The 15,737-nt window shown below is 36.8% G+C and carries 17 protein-coding genes; 14 read left to right on the top strand and 3 right to left on the bottom strand.

The annotated features are described in order from the left end of the window. Positions 1–12: 12 nt before the first annotated feature. Positions 13–1,101 (bottom strand): ribonuclease H-like domain-containing protein, encoded by a 1,089-nt coding sequence (locus tag BLS20_RS03745; protein ID WP_090172350.1) that lies wholly within the window; start codon positions 1,099–1,101, stop codon positions 13–15. Between the two features lie 176 nt (positions 1,102–1,277). Between BLS20_RS03745 and rsxC the strand changes: the two genes are divergently transcribed. From rsxC to BLS20_RS03715, 6 genes are read left to right on the top strand one after another with little or no spacing between them, the layout of a single operon-like run. After that, the gene (gene rsxC, locus BLS20_RS03740; RefSeq protein WP_090172348.1) at positions 1,278–2,597 is read left to right on the top strand and encodes an electron transport complex subunit RsxC; all 1,320 of its coding nucleotides are present in this window, start codon (positions 1,278–1,280) and stop codon (positions 2,595–2,597) included. A gap of 24 nt (positions 2,598–2,621) precedes the next feature. Continuing rightward, entirely contained in the window at positions 2,622–3,578 is a 957-nt protein-coding gene (locus BLS20_RS03735) for an RnfABCDGE type electron transport complex subunit D (protein ID WP_090172346.1), read from the top strand. After that, positions 3,571–4,191 carry an RnfABCDGE type electron transport complex subunit G gene (locus BLS20_RS03730; protein ID WP_090172344.1) on the top strand — a complete coding sequence of 207 codons (621 nt, stop codon included), beginning with the start codon at positions 3,571–3,573 and terminating at the stop codon, positions 4,189–4,191. Before BLS20_RS03735 ends, BLS20_RS03730 begins: the two co-directional genes overlap by 8 nt. Further along, positions 4,184–5,035 carry an electron transport complex subunit E gene (rsxE, locus tag BLS20_RS03725; RefSeq protein WP_090172343.1) on the top strand — a complete coding sequence of 284 codons (852 nt, stop codon included), beginning with the start codon at positions 4,184–4,186 and terminating at the stop codon, positions 5,033–5,035. Before BLS20_RS03730 ends, rsxE begins: the two co-directional genes overlap by 8 nt. Positions 5,036–5,049: 14 nt before the next feature. Then, positions 5,050–5,625 (top strand): electron transport complex subunit RsxA, encoded by a 576-nt coding sequence (gene rsxA, locus BLS20_RS03720; protein WP_090172341.1) that lies wholly within the window; start codon positions 5,050–5,052, stop codon positions 5,623–5,625. Between the two features lie 12 nt (positions 5,626–5,637). After that, on the top strand, positions 5,638–6,429 hold the full coding sequence (locus BLS20_RS03715) for an RnfABCDGE type electron transport complex subunit B (protein ID WP_090172339.1): 792 nt from the start codon (positions 5,638–5,640) through the stop codon (positions 6,427–6,429). A gap of 49 nt (positions 6,430–6,478) precedes the next feature. On the opposite strand, the gene BLS20_RS03710 is transcribed toward BLS20_RS03715, so the two are convergent. Continuing rightward, a complete protein-coding gene (locus tag BLS20_RS03710; RefSeq protein ID WP_090172337.1) occupies positions 6,479–7,084 on the bottom strand; it encodes a TIGR04100 family radical SAM protein in 606 nt (201 codons plus the stop codon). A gap of 10 nt (positions 7,085–7,094) precedes the next feature. Beyond that, positions 7,095–7,931, bottom strand: coding sequence for a pyridoxamine kinase (locus BLS20_RS03705; protein WP_090172335.1), 837 nt, complete (start codon positions 7,929–7,931; stop codon positions 7,095–7,097). Between the two features lie 182 nt (positions 7,932–8,113). On the opposite strand from BLS20_RS03705, the gene proB reads away from it, so the two are divergent. From proB to BLS20_RS03665, 8 genes are all read left to right on the top strand, one after another. After that, on the top strand, positions 8,114–8,953 hold the full coding sequence (gene proB, locus BLS20_RS03700) for a glutamate 5-kinase (RefSeq protein ID WP_090172333.1): 840 nt from the start codon (positions 8,114–8,116) through the stop codon (positions 8,951–8,953). Between the two features lie 17 nt (positions 8,954–8,970). Further along, on the top strand, positions 8,971–10,389 hold the full coding sequence (gene miaB / locus BLS20_RS03695) for a tRNA (N6-isopentenyl adenosine(37)-C2)-methylthiotransferase MiaB (protein WP_090172331.1): 1,419 nt from the start codon (positions 8,971–8,973) through the stop codon (positions 10,387–10,389). Position 10,390: 1 nt separating this feature from the next. Beyond that, the gene (locus tag BLS20_RS03690) at positions 10,391–10,804 is read left to right on the top strand and encodes a NusG domain II-containing protein (protein ID WP_090172329.1); all 414 of its coding nucleotides are present in this window, start codon (positions 10,391–10,393) and stop codon (positions 10,802–10,804) included. A gap of 9 nt (positions 10,805–10,813) precedes the next feature. Beyond that, positions 10,814–11,323 carry a Gx transporter family protein gene (locus tag BLS20_RS03685; protein WP_090172327.1) on the top strand — a complete coding sequence of 170 codons (510 nt, stop codon included), beginning with the start codon at positions 10,814–10,816 and terminating at the stop codon, positions 11,321–11,323. Between the two features lie 14 nt (positions 11,324–11,337). After that, a complete protein-coding gene (gene ruvA / locus BLS20_RS03680; protein WP_090172325.1) occupies positions 11,338–11,934 on the top strand; it encodes a Holliday junction branch migration protein RuvA in 597 nt (198 codons plus the stop codon). A gap of 1 nt (position 11,935) precedes the next feature. Further along, positions 11,936–12,934, top strand: a complete 999-nt coding sequence (gene ruvB / locus BLS20_RS03675) for a Holliday junction branch migration DNA helicase RuvB (protein ID WP_090172323.1) — start codon at positions 11,936–11,938, stop codon at positions 12,932–12,934. A gap of 71 nt (positions 12,935–13,005) precedes the next feature. Next, a complete protein-coding gene (locus BLS20_RS03670) occupies positions 13,006–13,443 on the top strand; it encodes a cell division protein ZapA (RefSeq protein ID WP_090172321.1) in 438 nt (145 codons plus the stop codon). A 65-nt stretch (positions 13,444–13,508) separates the two neighbouring features. Beyond that, complete coding sequence (locus BLS20_RS03665) at positions 13,509–15,641, top strand: U32 family peptidase (protein WP_176762276.1); 2,133 nt, start codon at positions 13,509–13,511, stop codon at positions 15,639–15,641. Positions 15,642–15,737: the final 96 nt, after the last annotated feature.

The raw sequence follows: 15,737 nt of genomic DNA, 5'->3' as shown, positions 1-15,737 counted from the left end.
CGGTTCTTTTTTTTATAGCGTGAGAAGTGTTTGCAAGTATTTTTTTATATGAGACAAGAGATAATCCTTGGATTGATCAAGCGCAAGAAAAGAATCCTTGCTTTTGTAAGATTGTTTAAATGAAGGGGAAAATATGTTGTTTGGATTAGGCAAAAAATCTCCTTCGTATTTTTGGTAGCAGTTAGAAGCCTTTGCTTTTTGCCTAAGTTCTTTAGGTAGAAACGATGCTACGGATTTGTGAATAGCGCGGTCTTCTTCGGGAAGATAATAATAGTCTTTATAATTATCATAAAAATAAAGCATATTTCCGGTTTTGATTGGAATTTGAATCCGTATCTTTGACGGATCAATTCTGATAAAGAATTGATCACAATAAAAAATAAAAGAATTCGTTATGGTACAGGAGTGGTTATAACTTAAGGCTAATTCTTTGCAGGGATTGCCATTTGCTCCGGTAAATTCTTCGATAGAATAATTGAAATTTGAAAGATGCTCAAAGGATAATATTTCTTTGATGGATAGAAGTTGCATAAGTTCGGGTAGATTTAGGATATCTTCGGTATTATGCTTAAGCAATAGCGTTTCACTTTCTGCATCATGCGTGTTCAAATAAGATTGAAAAACCGTGATCAATTCGCCGCCGGTCATCTTGTCATTTCTGGTGATATGCAGATAATGTTCCATTGTTTTTAATTTTTGGTCAGGTGTCGGTAAAAGGCGAAAGAGTGGTTTGGCTTCTAGATAGATGTCCAATTCTTCCGGGAATATTAGTGGGAGAGAAAGGCTGTGTTTTTGTGCGCGTGCAATAATAAATGGTAAATCAAAACGTTTGCCGTTATAAGAAATCAGCAAATCAGAATCTGACAAAGCATCAAAAAAAGATTTGATAATGGATACTTCATCTTCTTTGGTTTCGGCAAGAAAATGTGTAGAAACAATAGTTTCATTAACGAGTTTCCCGATTCCAATCATGTATATCATATGAAAGTCTCTTGAAAATCCGGTTGTTTCAATGTCGTAGAACAAAGGATTGTTAAAAAAATGTTTTGAAAAAAAGTCAATTTTGTGTGGAATTTCCTTTTTTGACTGAAAAATCTTCATAGTTTGTCACTCCGAACTAAAATTAATCTTGATAATACATATTATATTATGAAATTTGATGAAAAGAAACTAAAAAGATTGTTAAAAAGTTTTCAAAATTAGTATACAATAGGATAAAACAATGTGATATAATTTTAATTGATTGCAAAAAATAATTAAGAAAGCGGGGAAAACTTATGGGCTTAGGTACATTTAAAGGCGGAACTCATCCTTATGATGGCAAAGAGTTATCTAAGGATCAGCCGATAACTGATTATTTGCCCACTGGTGATATGGTATATCCATTATCTCAGCATATTGGCGCACCGGCAACTCCGATTGTTGCAGTTGGTGACGAAGTTTTGGCAGGACAAAAGATTGCCGAAGCAAGCGGATTTGTATCTGCTCCAATTTATGCATCAGTATCCGGTAAAGTAAAAGCAATTGAGCCGCGTCGGGTAGTTGTTGGAGATATGGTTAATTCTATTATCATTGAAAATGATGGTCAGTTTAATGCTGTAGAATTTGAGGAAGTACATGACCTTGATTCTTTAAGCAAAGAAGACATTATTGGGAAGATCAAAGAAGCTGGAGTTGTAGGTATGGGAGGCGCAGGATTCCCAACACATGTTAAATTGTCTCCAAAGGAGCCAAATAAGATTGAATATGTGATTGCGAATTGCGCAGAATGCGAACCATATTTGACATCTGATTACAGAAGAATGCTAGAAGAACCAGAAAAATTGATAGAAGGTATGAAAATTATTCTTCGATTATTTGACAATGCGAAAGGAATTTTCGGTGTAGAAGATAATAAGCCGGATTGTATTGCCAAATTGCAAGAACTTGTAAAAGATGAACCAAGATTGTCTGTGATGCCTCTTATGACAAAGTATCCACAAGGTGGTGAACGTCAACTTATTTATGCAACAACTGGTAGAGCAATTAATTCGAAAATGCTTCCGGCTGATGCAGGATGTATTGTGGACAATGTAGATACAATTGTATCTATTTATCGTGCTGTAAAACTTGGTCGTCCTTTGATGCATCGTATTGTAACAATTACGGGTAATGCTGTTGTCAATCCGGCTAATTACAATATCTGTATTGGTACAAATTATAGAGAATTGGTGGAAGCCGCAGGTGGCTTCAAATCAACACCTGAAAAAATCATTTCTGGTGGACCAATGATGGGATTTTCATTATTTAGTTTGGATATTCCGACTACAAAAACAACATCGGCACTGCTTTGCTTTACAAAAGATGAAGTGGCAGAATATGAAACGACGGCATGTATAAACTGCGCAAGATGCGTAGAAGTCTGTCCGGAACAGCTCGTTCCTTCAAGGCTTGCTGATTTTGCCGAAAATCATGTTGAAGATATGTTTGAACACTGGAATGGATTAGAGTGTATAGAATGCGGAAGCTGTAGTTATATATGTCCGGCAAGACGTAGTCTCGCACAGTCAATTAAATCCATGAAAAAAACAGTAATTGCTAACAAGAGAAAGAAATAATTGGATAGAAAGAGGTGGATTAGCGTGAGTGATTTGTTTAATGTATCATCTTCACCGCATGTCCGAGCTAAAGTTTCTACCAATCGAATCATGCTGTATGTGATCATTTCACTTCTTCCGGCAACGATTTTTGGTATTGTAAATTTTGGAGCTAGGGCACTACTTTTGATTGTCGCAACAATTATAGCTTGCGTTCTTTCAGAGTGGATATTTGAAAAGATTGTTCATAAAAAAAGTACAATCAGTGATTTAAGTGCAGTGGTAACCGGTTTATTGCTTGCATTAAACCTTCCGTCAACCTTACCTGTATATCAGGCGGTTATTGGTGGTGTGTTTGCTATTGTTGTAGTAAAAATGCTCTTTGGTGGTTTGGGACAAAACTTTATGAATCCGGCACTTGGAGCTCGTTGTTTCCTTCTTATTTCCTTTACGGGAAGTATGACAAGCTTTACTTATGATGGAGTATCCGGAGCAACTCCACTGGCGATTATTAAAGACGGTGGTTCTTACGACACAATGAGCTTGTTTTTAGGAACACATGCCGGTACAATTGGTGAAACTTCAATATTGTGTTTGCTTATTGGTGCGATTTTCTTACTTGCTATGGGTGTGATTGATCTTCGTATCCCGGGAACTTATTTAATTACATTTGTTGTATTTATCATCCTGTTTAGCGGACACGGTTTAGACGGAAATTATATTGTAGAAGAGCTTTGCTCAGGTGGTATTATTTTAGGTGCATTCTTTATGGCAACCGATTATGTAACATCACCGATTACACCAAGAGGTAAGATTGTATTTGGTATCTGTCTGGGATGTCTGACCGGTATTTTCCGTTTGTTTGGAGCATCTGCAGAAGGTGTATCATATTCTATCATTTTTGCGAATATGCTTGTACCTTTGATTGAGAGAGTAACAATTCCAAATGCATTTGGTGTAATAAAAGAAAAAAAGAAAAAGGAGGCGAAAGCTAATGAATAAGGCAGTAGTAAAAGACGCTATGATCTTAACGATTATTACGCTTTGTGCTGGTTTGCTCTTAGGTTTCGTCCACGAAATTACATTAGAGCCTATAGCACAGGCAAATTATAATATCCAGCAAGAAGCGTATAAAGCGGTATTTGCTGATGCTGAGTCTTTTGAAGAAGAGGAAGACTTTGATACGACCGCAGCAACAAAGGTAATAGCTTCCGATTTTCCGGATGATGAAATCGAAGGACTTGCAACAGCTTTGGATGCTGATGGCAATACGATTGGCTATGTGATCACGGTAACATCTCATGCCGGATATGGTGGAGATATTACATTATCCATGGGTGTTACTAATGATGGAACCTTGAATGGATATTCGATTACCGATATTAGCGAAACAGCCGGTCTTGGTATGAAAGCAAAAGAAGAAGCGTTTTATTCGCAGTTCGAAAATAAGCAGGTCGAATACTTTGAAGTAACAAAGACAGGCTCAACTTCGGACGATGAAATTAATGCTATCTCCGGTGCAACGATTACATCGAAAGCAGTTACTTATGCAGTAGATGCAGGTCTTGCATATTTTAATACTGAATTAACACAAGGAGGTAGTGCAAATGAATAAGTATGTGGAACGATTAAAGAATGGTCTTTTGACAGAAAACCCTACCTTCGTATTGATGCTTGGTATGTGTCCGACTTTGGCGGTAACAACTTCCGCTATTAATGGACTTGGAATGGGATTATCGACAACGGTTGTTTTGGTATTTTCGAACTTGATTATTTCATTGCTTCGTAATATTATTCCGAATCGTGTTCGTGTACCGGCATATATTGTAGTTGTTGCTACATTGGTAACCGTAGTTCAATTTTTATTGCAAGGATTTGTACCTTCACTTTATTCTTCACTTGGAATTTATATTCCGCTTATTGTTGTAAACTGTATTATTCTTGGTAGAGCAGAATCATTTGCATCAAAGAATGGCCCAATTATTTCAATTTTTGACGGAATTGGTATGGGAATCGGTTTTACATTTGGCTTAACCTGTATCGGAATCGTGCGTGAGATTTTAGGTGCCGGACAGCTTTTTGGAGCACAGATTCTTCCACTTGCGGATGAAGCAACCGGTAAAGCAGGATTTACACCGATTACAATTTTTGTATTGGCGCCAGGGGCATTCTTGGTATTAGGATTCCTGGTCGCAATTATGAATCAGGTTAAAGTTGTTGCAGCTCGTAAGGGAAAACCACTTCCATCAAATGCCGGTTCAATTGAAGGAAATGGTGAGGCTGAGAGAATTACTGCAGAAAAGCAAAAAGAAGCAGAAGCAAAAAAACTCGAAGCAAAAGAAAAAATGCCTCAGGTAAATGCTGTTTCTGAAAAAGAAGCGGTAGAAACTAAGGTAGAAGAGAAAGCAGATAACACAGATAAGCAGTCGACTAAAACAGCCGACGATGTTGATAAGTAGGAGGGTTAGTACAGATGAAAGACGTAATTTTATTAGCCATCAGTGCGGCTATTGTTAATAACGTTGTACTTAGCCAGTTCCTTGGCCTTTGTCCGTTTATTGGTGTTTCGAAAAAAATAGAAACAGCCAGTGGTATGGGAGGAGCCGTTATCTTCGTTATTACAATCGCTTCACTGGTAACCAGTGTCATCGATAAATTTATTTTACAAACATTTGATCTGGTTTATTTAAGGACTATTGTTTTTATTTTGGTAATTGCTGCACTTGTGCAGTTTGTAGAAATGTTCTTAAGAAAACAGATGCCGCCACTTTATAATTCACTTGGAGTATTCCTGCCTTTGATTACTACGAACTGCGCAGTACTTGGTATTGCACTTACGAATGTTCAAAAGGATTATGGAATTGGTGTGAGTGTAATAAGTGGTTTTGCGACAGCTATCGGCTTTATGATTGCAATTGTCATTCTTGCCGGTATCCGTGAAAAAATTGAATACAATGATGTTCCTACTCCGTTCAAAGGATCCGCAATTGTTCTGATTACTTCAGGACTAATGGCAATTGCATTCTTTGGATGGTCAGGCGTAGTTTAGGAGGGCTTGAATATGAGTATTACTGCTGTTATTATTGCCGCTATCATTGTTGCCGTAGTAGGTGTTGTCATTGGATTTTTCCTGGGATTTTCCAGTGAAAAGTTTAAGGTTGAAGTTGATCCGAAGGAAGAAGCAGTACTTGATGTTCTTCCGGGTAACAACTGTGGTGGTTGTGGATTTGCTGGATGTTCCGGTCTTGCTGCAGCAATTGCAAAAGGAGAAGCAGAGATTTCAGCTTGTCCGGTTGGAGGAGATCCTGTAGCTGCCAAGATTGGCGAAATTATGGGAGTCGAAGCACAGGCCGGTGATAAAATGGTCGCTTTTGTTAAATGTGCCGGTGATTGCGATAAAGCAAAAATAAATTATAACTATTACGGTGTTGAGAGCTGTGATATGATGAAATTTGTTCCGGGTGGCGGTCCTAAAAAATGTGATTATGGCTGCCTGGGATATGGAGAATGTGTGGATGCGTGTCCTTTCGATGCGATTCATATCGTTAATGGAGTTGCAGTTGTAGATAAAGAAGAGTGTAAGGCTTGTAAGAAATGTATAACAGCCTGCCCACAGAATTTAATTGAACTTGTTCCTTATAAGGCAAAATACAGGGTGCACTGTAGTTCCAAAGACAAAGGAAAAGATGTTATGCAGTCTTGTGAGGTTGGATGTATCGGATGTAAATTATGCGAAAAATCCTGTCACTTTGATGCAGTTCATGTTGTGGATAATATTGCATATATTGATCAGGAGCTATGTAAAGGTTGTGGTCTTTGTGCAAAGAAGTGTCCTAAAAAAATCATTTATTAATTAGACAAGATGTAAAAAAACAGCCGCTCATTGTGAGCAGCTGTTTTTTTTAATCTTCCCAAGGACGAATTCGATAAGTTGCACCGATTTTGTCGCATATCTTTTGACAGGCAGCTTCATCATCCTTTGATATAGTTGTTTCAACAGTTGTAAGTATTACGTTTGGCACATAATTTGTGCAGGATTCTGCGAATTTTAGCATTTCGTTAAAAGAACAGTCCCCAAATTTACTTTGAACCAGTTTGTGATAATCATCAGCGTTCGAGGTGTTTAGACTGATTGAAACAGTATCAATTAAATCTTTGAAAAGAGGTGTGATATCTTTGTTGTTTACAAGATTCCCTAAGCCATTTGTATTGATACGAATCTTTTTTTTATAGGTGTTTTTTACAAATTTTGCAGTTTGTAAAAGTACATCTAAAGCTTCTGTCGGTTCGCCGAAACCACAAAATACAACCTCATTATAGGCTGATAGATTAAATTGTTCAAAAGCAGCTTTTACTTCTTCAAAAGATGGCTCATGGTCAAGCCATAAAGAATTAGATTCTCCAATCCGATCCATATTTTGTCTTAAGCAAAATGTGCATGCGCAAGGACATTTGTTTGTGAGATTTACATATAAATTATTATGTACTTTATATAAGATTTCTTCCATGTTATTTCCTTTACTTTAGAGTATATAGTAGTTCTTCGAAGCATACACCATCTGTCAATGGTATATTTAATTTGGTAGAGCATTCGATACATTTTTTAATAAAACGAGATGCTTTTTTTACTGAGTCAATAAATTCAATGCCATTTACAGCGTCAGCAGCAAGGATAGCTGCAAAGACATCTCCGGTTCCGGAACGTGAATCCCCGATTTTGTGTGTGCGAATAATACGAGGTTCTTTTTTTGACCAGTAACAATAATTTGCAACAAAACTTCTTTGAGGAATGCCTGTAATACAGATTTTTTGAGGTCCCATATCAAAAAGTTTTTCAGTCATAGTCTTCAGTTCACTTTGTTTCCAATGTTCTTTGTATGGGGTGTCGGTTAAGATGCAGGCTTCTGTTAAGTTGGGGGTTAATATATCTGCATAATGCACAAGTTCTTTCATGGCACTGCACATTTCTGTGGTATACGTGGCATAAGGTTTGCCATAGTCACCCATAACAGGATCGACTAATACAATAGTATTATCTGTCTTGAATTTTTTTATGAAATTCTCGACAATTTTAATTTGTTTTTTTGAGCCTAAAAAACCACTGCATATGCCATTGAACGTAAGATTTAGTTTATCCCATTCTTGAATATAGGCTTCCATGTTGTCTGTATAATCATCAAAGAAATAACTATCAAATCCGGTATGATTTGATAAAATAGCGGTAGGAACGGCGCAGCATTGTACTTTTAACATTGAAATAATAGGTAAGGCAACCGCGATAGAACAGCGACCAAATCCCGAATAATCATTAATTAATGCAATTTTCTTTTGATGGTTATGGCAATTAGTGTTCATGAGCCAAATCATCCTTCTTTCTGTTGGTTTGTCTTAATTACTTCTACAAAAATACCATTTTGCTATAAAAAATGCAACAAAATGATGCAATTTATAAGGGTTTGTGATAAGGTAAAATATGGTTTACTTAAGATGGGATTATAATGAAGTATTTTAAATATAATATTTGATAGGTGAATGTTATGCAAAAAAGACCATGCATTGAAAAGAAAAAAAGAATAGTTGTTAAAATCGGTTCTTCCTCATTAACTCATGAAGAAACAGGAAATATATATTTTGCCAAGATTGAGAAACTTGTTCGTGAATTGTGCGATTTGAGAAATAGCGGGATCGACGTATGCCTCGTTTCCTCCGGAGCGATTGCGGTTGGAAGACAGGCAATCGGATTAACCAATAAACCGAGTTCAAATTCTCAAAAACAGGCATGCGCCGCGGTTGGACAGGCAAGACTTATGATGACATATCAAAAAGTATTTGCTGAATATAACCAGACCGTTGCACAGGTGTTGATGACAAAAAACACGATGATTTTACCTAATTCTCGACAAAATGCACATAATACATTTGAAGAATTATTTGCGATGGGGGTAATACCGATTGTAAATGAAAATGACACGGTATCAACATATGAAATGCAATTTGGCGACAATGATACATTATCTGCACTAGTAGCAACACTTGTGAATGCAGATTTATTGGTTTTGCTTTCCGATATCAACGGGATGTATACAGACGATCCAAGAGAAAATGAATATGCCAGATTGATAGAATATGTTCCGGAATTAAATGATGATGTTATGCAGATGGGAAAGGATTCGACAGGAAGCGGAGTTGGAACCGGTGGTATGCATACGAAACTGAATGCTGCAATGATAGCAACAAGATCCGGAGCAGATATGATTATTACAAATAGTAATGATTTGAATTGTTTGCATCATTTGTTTGACAATGAATATACAGGAACTTTGTTTGCAAAAAATGAACAGACAGACTTTTTGTTAGAAGATTTTTTGAAAGATTAAGATATGGTGAAAGATAAATGACAGATACAATAAATATTCCTACAACAGAACCGCAAAGACAGTTTTATTTTATAAAAGAGGCTAAAAAATACGTAGATTTTCTTTCTAAGGAAAAAGGTAGAGCATTAACTTATTTTGTAAATACATTTGGTTGTCAGATGAATGCCAGAGATTCTGAGAAAATTGTTGGAATTCTTGAACAAATTGGGTATAAGCCGGGAGATTCAGAAGAATCGGACCTGGTTATTTATAATACCTGCACAGTTCGAGAAAATGCGAACAACAAAATTTATGGACATCTTGGATATTTAAGTAGTTATAAAGAGCATAATCCGGATATGAAGATTGCTTTATGTGGCTGTATGATGCAAGAGCAGTCGGCTGTTGATAAAATCAAATCCGCACATCGCTTTGTAGATATTATTTTTGGGACACATAATATTTTTATGATTGCAGAGCTGATTGTACGATCTTTTGAAGAAGAAAAGATGGTGGTTGAAGTCTGGGATGGTACGGATCAGATTGTAGAAAACCTTCCGGCTGTTCGAAAGTATCCATTTAAATCCGGCGTAAATATCATGTATGGATGTAATAATTTCTGCTCTTATTGTATCGTGCCATATGTACGAGGAAGAGAACGAAGCAGAAAACCGGAAGATATTATAAATGAAATAAAACAGTTGGTAGCGGATGGCGTTGTGGAAGTCATGCTTCTTGGACAAAATGTAAATTCATATGGCAAGAACTTAGAGCATCCTATTACTTTTGCGCAATTACTAGAGCAGGTTGAACAGATTGAAGGGTTAGAAAGAATACGATTTATGACGTCGCATCCAAAAGATTTATCAGATGAATTGATTATGTTTATGAAACATTCTAAAAAAGTGTGTCATCATTTTCATCTGCCACTTCAATCGGGCTCTACGAAACTGTTAGAAGATATGAATCGTCATTATACAAAAGAAGATTATCTTCTATTGGTGGAGAAACTTCGAAAAGCGGTTCCGGATATTGCCATCACTACAGATATCATTGTGGGGTATCCGGGTGAAACAGAAGAAGATTTCCTTGAGACAATGGATGTGGTTGAACGTGTAAAGTATGATAGTGCGTTTACATTTATTTATTCAAAACGTTCCGGTACGCCGGCAGCAAAAAGAGACGATCAAATCACACCTGAGGTTATCAAAAATCGATTCGATCGATTGTTAAAAAGAGTTCAGCAGCTTGCAAGTGAAAAAGCGAAAGCTTTAGAAGGCAAAACGATGGATGTATTAGTTGAGTCTGTTAATTCTCAAAACAAAGAATTGGTTTCTGGAAGATTGTCGAATAATAGTATTGTTCATTTTGCGGGTAATAAAGAACTGATTGGTCAGATTGTTTCCGTTAAACTTGTCTGTTGTAAAGGATTCTACTATATAGGAGAACGGATATAGGATGGAAGAATACTATCAGCCAAAATTTCGAAAACGAGATGCGTTATTAATCGGTCTAGTACTTGCTTTTGCAGTTTGTATATTTGTTATCATGCATACGATAGGAGCAAAAAGCGGTAATTTGGTTCGCATTTCGGTAGATGGAGAAATATATGGTGAATATTCACTAGAACAGGATGAGACCATATATGTAACGTCTAAAGATACGGTTACGAATGTCGTAATTATTCAAGATGGTTATGTATCTATGGAAGAGGCCGATTGTCCGGATCAATTATGTGTGGAACAAGGTAAGATTCATCTTGCTAATGAATCTATTATTTGTTTACCTAATAAAGTTGTAGTTGAAATATTGGAAAATGGTGATGATGATAGTGCGTCCTTAGATGATGGAGTTGATGCTATCGCAAAGTAAAGGATTCATATGAAACATAATGTTGCATTTCTTGGGGTTTTTTTGGCTTTGGCACTTGTCTTTAGTTATGTTGAGGCAATGATTCCGTTTGCTATTGCAATCCCGGGAGTAAAACTTGGAATCACAAATATTGTGATTGTTTTAATTTTATATTTGAATGGGCCGAAGGAAGCGCTTATTGTTTCTGTGCTTAGAGTGATTCTTGCAGGTTTATTGTTCGGCAATCTGTTTAGTATTCTATATTCCATGGCGGGAGCACTATTGTCGCTTGCGATTATGGTTTTCATTAGACACACAAAACAGTTTCACGTTATTACAGTTAGTGCAATCGGTGGTATTGTGCATAATCTTGGACAATTGATTGTTGCTGCTTTTGTCGTGGAAAATTACAATATTATGTATTATTTTGCGGTTTTAATGATTGCGGGCGTAGTAACCGGAATTATCATTGGGATTGTTGGAAATGAAATGATTAAACGTGTTGGACATTTGTTTTGGAAACGTCAAGTGCGCACTTAGAAAGAGAGTAAAATATGTATTCTTATTTTATAGGAACAATTGCAGATATAGAATCTGATCGAATCATAATTGAAACCAATAATATCGGATATGAGATATTTTTGGCTGAGCGAGAGATTGAAGAACTTGGGGTTGTAGGTGATGAAGTTAAGGTGTTTACCTACTTGTATGTTAGAGAAGATGCTCTAATATTATATGGATTTTGTTCGAAAGAATCTTTTAAGATGTTTAAATTATTGATATCGGTAAACGGCATTGGTCCTAAAGCTGCGCTGGCCATATTATCCATTCTTACGCCATATGATTTGCAATTTGCTATTTTATCGGAAGATGCCAAGACGATATCAAAAGCACAAGGGGTTGGCACAAAGTCGGCGCAGCGTGCAATTATGGAATTGAAAGATAAAATCAGTTTAGAGGAAGCTTTTGAAGAAAAATCAAATGCACATTCCGCGCAAAGTGAAAATAATAGCGCCAAAGCACAAGCTATTGCAGCACTAGAATCTCTTGGTTTTTCGAAATCGCAGGCATTAAAAGCCATTAATTCATTGGGTGATATTTCCGGTTATGATATAGAAATGATAATTAAACTTGCATTAAAGGAGTTATAAATTGGAGAAGCGTATTATATCAACGCAATTAAATAAAGAAGAACAAAGGGTCGAAAACTCATTGCGTCCGCAGCAATTAAATGATTATATCGGACAAAAGAAAATCAAAGAGAACATGTCGATATATATGCAGGCGGCAAAGCAACGAGGTGAATCATTAGATCATGTGCTGTTTTATGGACCTCCCGGTCTTGGAAAAACTACGCTTGCCTGTATTATAGCTAATGAAATGGGAGTGAATATTAAAACAACATCCGGTCCTGCGATAGCAAAACCGGGAGAGATGGCTGCTATTTTAAACAAACTTGAAGAAGGCGATGTTCTCTTTGTGGATGAAATTCACAGGCTTAATAAGCAGGTAGAAGAACTGTTATATCCAGCCATGGAAGATTATTGTATTGATATTATGGTAGGAGAAGGTGCAAGTGCAAGGGCAATTAGAGTAGAACTTCCAAGATTCACTCTTGTAGGTGCAACAACAAGAGCTGGATTGCTTTCTGCACCATTAAGAGATCGATTTGGTGTTGTGATGCACATGGAGTATTATACAACGGACGAACTTACGCAGATTATTAAGAATTCGGCGCAGCGTCTTGAAGTAGAAATTGCACAAGACGGGGCAGAAGAAATGGCACGTCGTTCTAGAGGCACGCCGCGATTGGCTAATCGGCTTTTGAAAAGAGTCCGGGATTACGCGCAAGTAAAGTATGATGGAGTGATTACAAAAGAAGTTGCAAATTATGCACTTGATATTTTGGGAGTGGATAAAGAAGGACTAGATAAAACGGACCGAAATATTCTCACAACCATCATGCATCATTTTGCCGGCGGACCGGTAGGATTGGATACGCTGGCCGCTTCTCTAGGAGAAGATGCCGGAACAATAGAAGATGTTTATGAACCCTATCTGGTTATGAATGGATTTATCAATCGTACTCCTAAAGGAAGGGTTGCAACACCAAAAGCGTATTATCATTTTGGAATCGATTTACCAACTTAATGGTTGTGAGATATAAGAAAAAAACATATAATAAAAATAGAAATATAGAAAAATAAAAAAAGAGGTAATCTATGGCTACAAAATCTGATGCGGAAGTAATCATTGGTGGCAAAATCTATACACTAAGCGGTTATGAAAATCCTGAATATTTACAAAAGGTTGCAGCATATCTTAACCAGAAGATGAATGAACTTAAATCTTTGGAGGGATATCAGCATTTATCAACAGACTTAAAGAATGTGCTTTTGAATATTAATATAGTGGATGACTATTTTAAGGCGAAAGAAACTGCAGATCGCATGGAGAAAGAACTTCAGGAAAAAGATCGAGAGCTTTATGATGCCAATCATGAACTTGTGTCTGCGAAGATGAATGAAGAGACTTTGTCAGAGGCACTAAAAGATTCTGAAAGTAAAAATCGTGAATTGTTGATGAATAAAGCAAAACTCGAAACAACACTTGAAGATGCTTTGCTTGGAACAGAAGAAAAAGAAGAAACTAAATCATAAAATCTAAAGAGCTGTGGCCTTATACAATGGTTTCAGCTTTTTTACTTGTCAAAGGAAGGTTGCTTATGCCAGAATTATTAGCGCCGGCCGGCTCGTATGAGATGATGCTGGCTGTGTTTGAAGCGGGGGCAGACGCCGTATATCTTGCCGGAGAGCGTTTCGGCGCCAGAGCTTATGCGAAAAATTTTAATGAAGAGGAACTTCTTCGGGCGCTGGATTATGCCCATTTACATAATAAAAAAATCTATCTGACGGTGAACACCTTATTAAAAAATCGAGAAATAGCAGATGAATTATATACATATTTACATCCTTATGTAAAAAATGGTCTTGATGCTTTGTTAGTTCAGGACTGGGGTGTATTTGATTTTGTGAAAAATGTATTTCCAAATCTGCAATTGCATGCTAGTACGCAGATGTGTATCACATCGACTAAAGGTGCTAAGTTTCTAGAACAACAGGGAGCATCCCGCATAGTTCTTTCTAGAGAACTTTCATTACAGGAAATTTCCAATATTCATAAAAACGTTAAGGCGGAATTGGAAGTTTTTGCACACGGAGCACTTTGTTATTCTTATTCCGGAAAATGCTTGTTGAGTTCTTTGATTGGTGGCAGAAGCGGCAATAGAGGACGATGTGCTCAGCCATGCAGACTTTCTTATAACTTGGATGGGGTTTCGCATGACGCAGAATATTTATTGTCATTAAAAGATTTGTCAACCATTGATATATTGCCGCAAATGTTAGAAGCGGGAACGCATTCTTTTAAAATTGAAGGACGAATGAAACAAAAAGAATATGCATACCAGGTTGTTAGCCTGTATCGTAAATATCTCGATATAGCTTTAGAGCAGGTATCAGATTTTAAAGTTGCACCAAAAGACCGAGAAATGTTATTAAATGCCGGTAATCGATGTGGTTTTACGAAAGGGTATCTTACAGGCTGCGTAGATTCTCAGATGGTTACATTTGTACTTCCTTCGCATAAAAAGAAGACGAAAGAACAACCATCTTTGGAATTTGTAGAACAAAAAATTCCGGTAAGGATTTCTATGGAATTTCGAATTGATCAACCTGCGATTATGACATTAACGGCAGGAGATAAAAGTGTCTGTGTATGTGGAGAAACAGTTTTGGCTGCCTCTTCTAGACCATTAACTAAAGAAGAAGTGATAAAAAAAGGGGCAGCTTTTGGGACGACTCCGTTTGAAGTTACAGATCTTGAGATTGAATTAGACGATAATGTTTTTTATAGCGCAAAATCTCTAAAGACGCTAAGAAGACAGGCAGTTCAAGAGCTCATGGAAGAGTTACTGGCAAAGCCTCGTGAAGTTTTTGCTGAAACTGTGTATCATAAAAACCTTTCTTCTTTGGAAAATAAGAAACCTTATATGGCTGTAAAAGTGTCCACGATAGAACAATTGGAAGATAGCCTCAAGCGTTCATTTGTTGATGCAATTTACGTAGATTTCGATCTTTTGATTGGTGGAGAAAAGTTATTAGATATTTTGTCAAATACGGATAAAAAGGTTGCTCTTTGTCTTCCTTATGTTATTAAAGAACAGACATCTGCCGATATTAAGAAAATTCTCACGAAATATTCACATTTATCTAATATAAATTATATTGCAAATGATTATGATGGCATTGGAATGTTAGAAGAACTAGGAATATCTAAGGATCGGATTATTTTGGATGCCGGTCTTTATACATTTTCCGATTATGCGATGCAGGGGTTTTGGAAGGCTGGTTATCGTACATTCACAGTGCCATATGAACTTAATGAAAAAGAATTGCTTCATCGTGAAAACAGTCATAGTGAGATGGTAGTATATGGATATTTACCCGTAATGCAATCAGCGCAATGCCTGCGAAAGAATACCGGGCAATGCACGAAGGATAGCGCTATTGTTTTTTTGACCGATCGGAAGAAACAAAAGATGATGGTTAAGCCGCATTGTGAATTATGTTATAATACCATCTATAACAGTCAGCCGTTATGCCTGATTCAACATGCAAATAAAATAAAGTCTATGAATTTTAAGGGATATCGGCTAGAGTTTGTGACGGAATCAAAAAAACAGGTGATGAGAATACTTGATTATTACGAACAAGAATTTATAAAAAAAGAACGTTGGAATCCGGATATCATGCTGGATTCTTATACGAATGGTCATTTTAAACGAGGGGTAGAATAATGGAGCATCTGTTGACAGAGCTTTCTAAGTATCTTTTGATTATCTTTTTTGCCATTTATACATTCCAATGCTTTAATGTCTTTAAAGGCAGGAAGT

The organism is Eubacterium oxidoreducens (assembly GCF_900104415.1).
GTDB lineage: Bacteria > Bacillota > Clostridia > Lachnospirales > Lachnospiraceae > Eubacterium_C > Eubacterium_C oxidoreducens.
This window is presented reverse-complemented; position numbering and strand designations above follow the sequence as displayed.

Bases quoted from the DNA above. Each gene is read 5' to 3' on its own strand.
- miaB (WP_090172331.1), top strand. From the start codon at position 8,971: ATGACAGATACAATAAATATTCCTACAACAGAACCGCAAAGACAGTTT.
- BLS20_RS03670 (WP_090172321.1), top strand. From the start codon at position 13,006: ATGGCTACAAAATCTGATGCGGAAGTAATCATTGGTGGCAAAATCTAT.
- proB (WP_090172333.1), top strand. From the start codon at position 8,114: ATGCAAAAAAGACCATGCATTGAAAAGAAAAAAAGAATAGTTGTTAAA.
- BLS20_RS03710 (WP_090172337.1), bottom strand. From the start codon at position 7,084: ATGGAAGAAATCTTATATAAAGTACATAATAATTTATATGTAAATCTC.
- ruvA (WP_090172325.1), top strand. From the start codon at position 11,338: ATGTATTCTTATTTTATAGGAACAATTGCAGATATAGAATCTGATCGA.
- rsxA (WP_090172341.1), top strand. From the start codon at position 5,050: ATGAAAGACGTAATTTTATTAGCCATCAGTGCGGCTATTGTTAATAAC.
- BLS20_RS03685 (WP_090172327.1), top strand. From the start codon at position 10,814: ATGAAACATAATGTTGCATTTCTTGGGGTTTTTTTGGCTTTGGCACTT.
- BLS20_RS03715 (WP_090172339.1), top strand. From the start codon at position 5,638: ATGAGTATTACTGCTGTTATTATTGCCGCTATCATTGTTGCCGTAGTA.
- BLS20_RS03730 (WP_090172344.1), top strand. From the start codon at position 3,571: ATGAATAAGGCAGTAGTAAAAGACGCTATGATCTTAACGATTATTACG.
- rsxC (WP_090172348.1), top strand. From the start codon at position 1,278: ATGGGCTTAGGTACATTTAAAGGCGGAACTCATCCTTATGATGGCAAA.
- BLS20_RS03705 (WP_090172335.1), bottom strand. From the start codon at position 7,931: ATGAACACTAATTGCCATAACCATCAAAAGAAAATTGCATTAATTAAT.
- BLS20_RS03690 (WP_090172329.1), top strand. From the start codon at position 10,391: ATGGAAGAATACTATCAGCCAAAATTTCGAAAACGAGATGCGTTATTA.
- rsxE (WP_090172343.1), top strand. From the start codon at position 4,184: ATGAATAAGTATGTGGAACGATTAAAGAATGGTCTTTTGACAGAAAAC.
- BLS20_RS03745 (WP_090172350.1), bottom strand. From the start codon at position 1,101: ATGAAGATTTTTCAGTCAAAAAAGGAAATTCCACACAAAATTGACTTT.
- BLS20_RS03665 (WP_176762276.1), top strand. From the start codon at position 13,509: ATGCCAGAATTATTAGCGCCGGCCGGCTCGTATGAGATGATGCTGGCT.